Raw genomic sequence first — 4,364 nt, 5'->3', positions numbered from 1 at the left:
CCATTCACCGCCGATCCCCCCAAGCATCACTCGTTGTGATACCCAGTCACCCGCTCCACTTCCTGCTTGGAACCCAGGAACACCGCCACACGCTGGTGCAGACCTTCAGGCTTGATATCCAGAATGCGCTGACGGCCATCGGTCGAAGCACCACCGGCCTGTTCCACCAGGAACGACATCGGGTTGGCTTCATACATCAGGCGCAGCTTGCCAGGCTTCTCTGGCTCGCGGCCGTCGCGCGGGTACATGAACAGGCCACCGCGGGTCAGGATACGGTGCACGTCGGCCACCATGGAGGCGATCCAGCGCATGTTGTAGTTCTTCTTCAGCGGGCCTTCCTCACCGGCCAGCAACTCATCCACATACTTGGTCACCGGGGCTTCCCAGTGACGCTTATTGGACATGTTGATGGCGAACTCGGCGGTGGTTTCCGGAATCTGGATATTCTCGTGCGTCAGCACGAAGCTGCCCATCTCACGGTCCAGAGTGAAGCCCTTGACGCCGTTGCCCAGCGTCAGAATCAGCATGGTCTGTGGGCCGTAGATGGCATAGCCGGCAGCAACCTGCTGGGTACCCGGCTGCAGGAAAGCCTGCTCCTTGAGGCTGTCGTTCTGGCTTAGGTGCTCGGTTGGGCAGCGCAGTACCGAGAAAATGGTACCCACCGACACGTTGACGTCGATGTTCGAGGAGCCGTCCAGGGGGTCGAATACCAGCAGGTAGGCACCTTTGGGGTACTGGCCCGGGATCTGGTAGGCGTTGTCCATTTCCTCGGACGCCATGCCGGCCAGGTGACCGCCCCACTCGTTGGCTTCCAGCAGGATGTCGTTGGACAGTACGTCGAGCTTCTTCTGCACTTCGCCCTGCACGTTTTCAGTACCCATGCTGCCCAGCACGCCACCCAGGGCGCCCTTGGAAACGGCATGGCTGATCTCTTTGCATGCGCGCGCCACCACTTCGATCAGGAAGCGCAGATCGGCCGGAGTGTTGTTGCTACGGGTCTGCTCAATCAAATAGCGACTCAGGGTAACGCGGGACATGGACGACTCCGGAGTAGAGAGAGGTTGGGAAAACCCGCGCAGTTTACACGGGTACAGTTGAACCTAGCGAGCGTTAGCCACGGCGTTGCAGCGATCAGACCGTTATCCAGGGGTGATAGTTCGCCGCTCGGCGTTCCCGGGCATCTGCGTTGCCGGAACCGACGCCATTCGGGGGAAGATAATATCGCAGGATCTTCTTCTGCAACGCAGATGCCTGTGGGAACAGGCTCTGCCCGCGATGAAGCGAATATGCCCGCCGATGAGCTCGCCGAGCACACCCCAGGACCTATTCCAGCGCCCCCCAGATCTGCTCCGCATACTCGCGAATGGTCCGGTCCGACGAGAACCAGCCCATGCGGGCGCTGTTGAGCACCGACATGCGCCACCACTTGTCAGGGTTCAACCAGGTCTCCTCGACCTTGCGCTGGGCGTCCCAGTACGCGTCGAAATCCGCGCACAGCAGGAAGCGGTCGTAGTTGGCCAAGGAATCCACCAGACCGACATACCGTGACGGATCATCGGGCGAGAACACCCCGCCGCGAATGGCCTGCAGCACGTCGTTCAGGCGGTGCGAAGCGGCGATGTCGCCATGGGCGCTGAACCCACCGGCATGTTGACGTTCCTCCACCTGAGCGGCCGTCATGCCGAAAATGAACATGTTTTCTTCGCCCAGATAGTCACGCATTTCCACGTTGGCGCCGTCCAGCGTGCCGATGGTCAACGCGCCGTTGAGGCCGAACTTCATGTTGCTGGTGCCCGACGCTTCGTAGCCTGCGGTGGAAATCTGCTCCGACAGGTCTGCCGCCGGAATGATGCTTTCGGCCAGGCTGACGTTGTAGTTGGGCAGGAACACCACCTTGAGCAAGCCGCGCACGGTCGGGTCGTTGTTGACCACCCGGGCGATGTCGTTGGCCAGCTTGATGATCAGCTTGGCCGAGTGATAACTGGCCGCCGCCTTGCCGGCGAAGATTTTCACCCTGGGCACCCAGTTGATCTCCGGCTCGGCGCGAATCGCCTGGTACAGCGCCACGGTGTGCAGCAGGTTGAGCAACTGGCGCTTGTATTCGTGGATCCGTTTGACCTGCACGTCGAACAGCGCCTCGGGGTTGACCGTGACACCGATGCGTTCGTGGATGATGCGCGCCAGGGCTTTCTTGCTGTTCAAACGCTGCGCGGCAAACGCCTTGCGGAAATCGGCCTTCTCGGCAAACGGCTCCAGACCCTTGAGCAGCTTCTCCGGATCATCGAGCAACTCGGGCCCCAAGGCCTCGACCATCATGGCCGTGAGCTCCCGGTTGGACTGGTACAGCCAGCGGCGGAAGGTGATGCCGTTGGTCTTGTTGTTGATGCGGTCCGGATACAGCTTGTGCAGCTCGGCGAACACCGTGCTGCGCATCAGCTGGGTATGCAGGCCGGACACGCCGTTGACACTGTGCGACCCCAGGAAAGCCAGGTTACCCATGCGCACGCGCCGACCGTTGTCTTCCTCGATCAGGGACACGACGCGCAGCACGTCGACGTCATGCTGGCCTTTGGCACGCAGCGCATCGATGTGATAGGCGTTGATCAGGTAGATGATCTGCATGTGCCGCGGCAGCATGCGCTCCATCAACCCCACGGGCCAGGTTTCAAGGGCTTCGGGCAGCAGGGTATGGTTGGTATAGGCCAGGGTGTTGACGGTGATTTCCCAGGCCGTGTCCCAGGCCACGCCATGCTGGTCGACCAGCAGACGCATCAGCTCGGCGACGGCGATGGAGGGGTGCGTATCGTTGAGCTGGATCGCGGCCTTGTCGGACAGGTTGAGCAGCGTGTCGTTGCCGTTGAGATGGCGACGCAGCAGGTCCTGCAACGAGGCCGACACGAAGAAGTATTCCTGACGCAGGCGCAGCTCCTGGCCGGCCTCGGTGCTGTCTGCAGGATAGAGCACGCGGGAGATGCTCTCCGCACGCGCCACTTCGGCCACGGCCCCCAGGTGGTCGCCGGCGTTGAAGCGTTCCAGGTGCAACTCCTCCAGGGCGCGCGCACGCCACAGGCGCAGGGTGTTGACGCTGGAACCGCGCCAGCCCACCACCGGGGTGTCGTAGGCCACCGCACGCACGGTTTCGCTAGGCCACCAGACCTGCTTCTGCTGGCCTTCACCGTCGGTGATGGTTTCGACGTGACCACCGAAGCTGATCGGGTAGATCACCTCGGGGCGCTCGAACTCCCAGGGGTTGCCGAAATCCAGCCAGTTCTCGGTCTGTTCCTGCTGCCAACCATCGACGATGGCCTGGCGGAACAGCCCATGCTCATAGCGGATGCCGTAGCCGTGCGCCGCAACGCCCAGCGTCGACATGCTCTCCATGAAGCAGGCCGCCAGGCGACCCAGGCCACCGTTGCCCAGCGCCGCATCGGGCTCCAGCAGACGAATGCGCTCCAGGTCCACACCCAGGTCGGTGAGTGCTTCGCGAGCGATGTCCAACAGGCCCAGGTTGCTCAGACTGTCGTAGAGCAGGCGGCCGATAAGAAATTCGAGGGAGAGGTAATACACCCGTTTCTGGCCTTTGCGGTAGATCTGCCGGGTGTGGTCCATCCAGTGCTCGACCATGTGGTCGCGTGCAGCCAACGCGATCGCCTCGAACCAGTCGTGGTCGAACGCGTGGTCGGGGTCCTTACCCACCGCGTATGTGAGTTTGGCGAGTACAGCGGCGCGGAAATCGGCCACCTCAGCGTCACGAACAAGCGGTTCCTGAGACATGCAATGCGTCCTCGGGGAAGTTGACGGTTTTAGATGGATTACCTGAGCCTAGACGCTTCGACACAAGGTGACACCTCAGGTTCGCGACTTTGTGGCTTTATCGGGTTTTTATCGGGCGATCAGCCAGAAGGCTGTTCACTTTTTCACCAATGCCGGTATGATCGCGCGCCCTGATCCAGCCTCCCTGATGACACTACGATGAAAACCTCCCTGATCGCCGCTGCCGAAGTGGACCGCCTCGACACCTGGCAGAAGTATTCCGCGCCCATGTGCGGCGCCTGCATGTCGACCTGCTGCACATTGCCGGTGGAAGTGAAGATCAAGGACTTGATCCGCATCGGCGTGGTGGATGAATTCGAAAAGGGCGACCCACCGAAGAACATCGCCAAGCGTTTGCAGAAGGACGGTATCGTCGAGCGCTTCAATCAGAAGTCCGGGATTTTCACTCTGACCCGGATGAGCAACAACGACTGCCTGTACCTGGACAAGAAGAGTCGGCTCTGCACGATCTACGAGCTGCGGCCGGATACCTGCCGCAACCATCCCAAGATCGGGCCGCGACCGGGGTACTGTGCTTACAAGCCCAAGGC

At 61.4% G+C, this 4,364-nt stretch carries 3 protein-coding genes; 1 reads left to right on the top strand and 2 read right to left on the bottom strand.

The window, feature by feature from the left end:
• Positions 1 to 26: 26 nt before the first annotated feature.
• Positions 27 to 1,037, bottom strand: coding sequence for a class 1 fructose-bisphosphatase (locus tag B3397_RS07640; protein WP_296248731.1), 1,011 nt, complete (start codon positions 1,035 to 1,037; stop codon positions 27 to 29).
• 286 nt (positions 1,038 to 1,323) lie between these two features.
• Positions 1,324 to 3,774 (bottom strand): glycogen/starch/alpha-glucan phosphorylase, encoded by a 2,451-nt coding sequence (locus tag B3397_RS07635; protein WP_296248729.1) that lies wholly within the window; start codon positions 3,772 to 3,774, stop codon positions 1,324 to 1,326.
• Positions 3,775 to 3,972: 198 nt separating this feature from the next.
• Here B3397_RS07635 and B3397_RS07630 point away from each other — a divergent pair.
• Positions 3,973 to 4,364: YkgJ family cysteine cluster protein (locus B3397_RS07630; RefSeq protein ID WP_296248727.1), on the top strand; the 392-nt coding region annotated here is incomplete at its 3' end.

Origin of the sequence: Pseudomonas sp. UBA4194 (assembly GCF_002379585.1) — a bacterium.
Classification (GTDB): Bacteria; Pseudomonadota; Gammaproteobacteria; order Pseudomonadales; family Pseudomonadaceae; genus Aquipseudomonas.
This window is presented reverse-complemented; position numbering and strand designations above follow the sequence as displayed.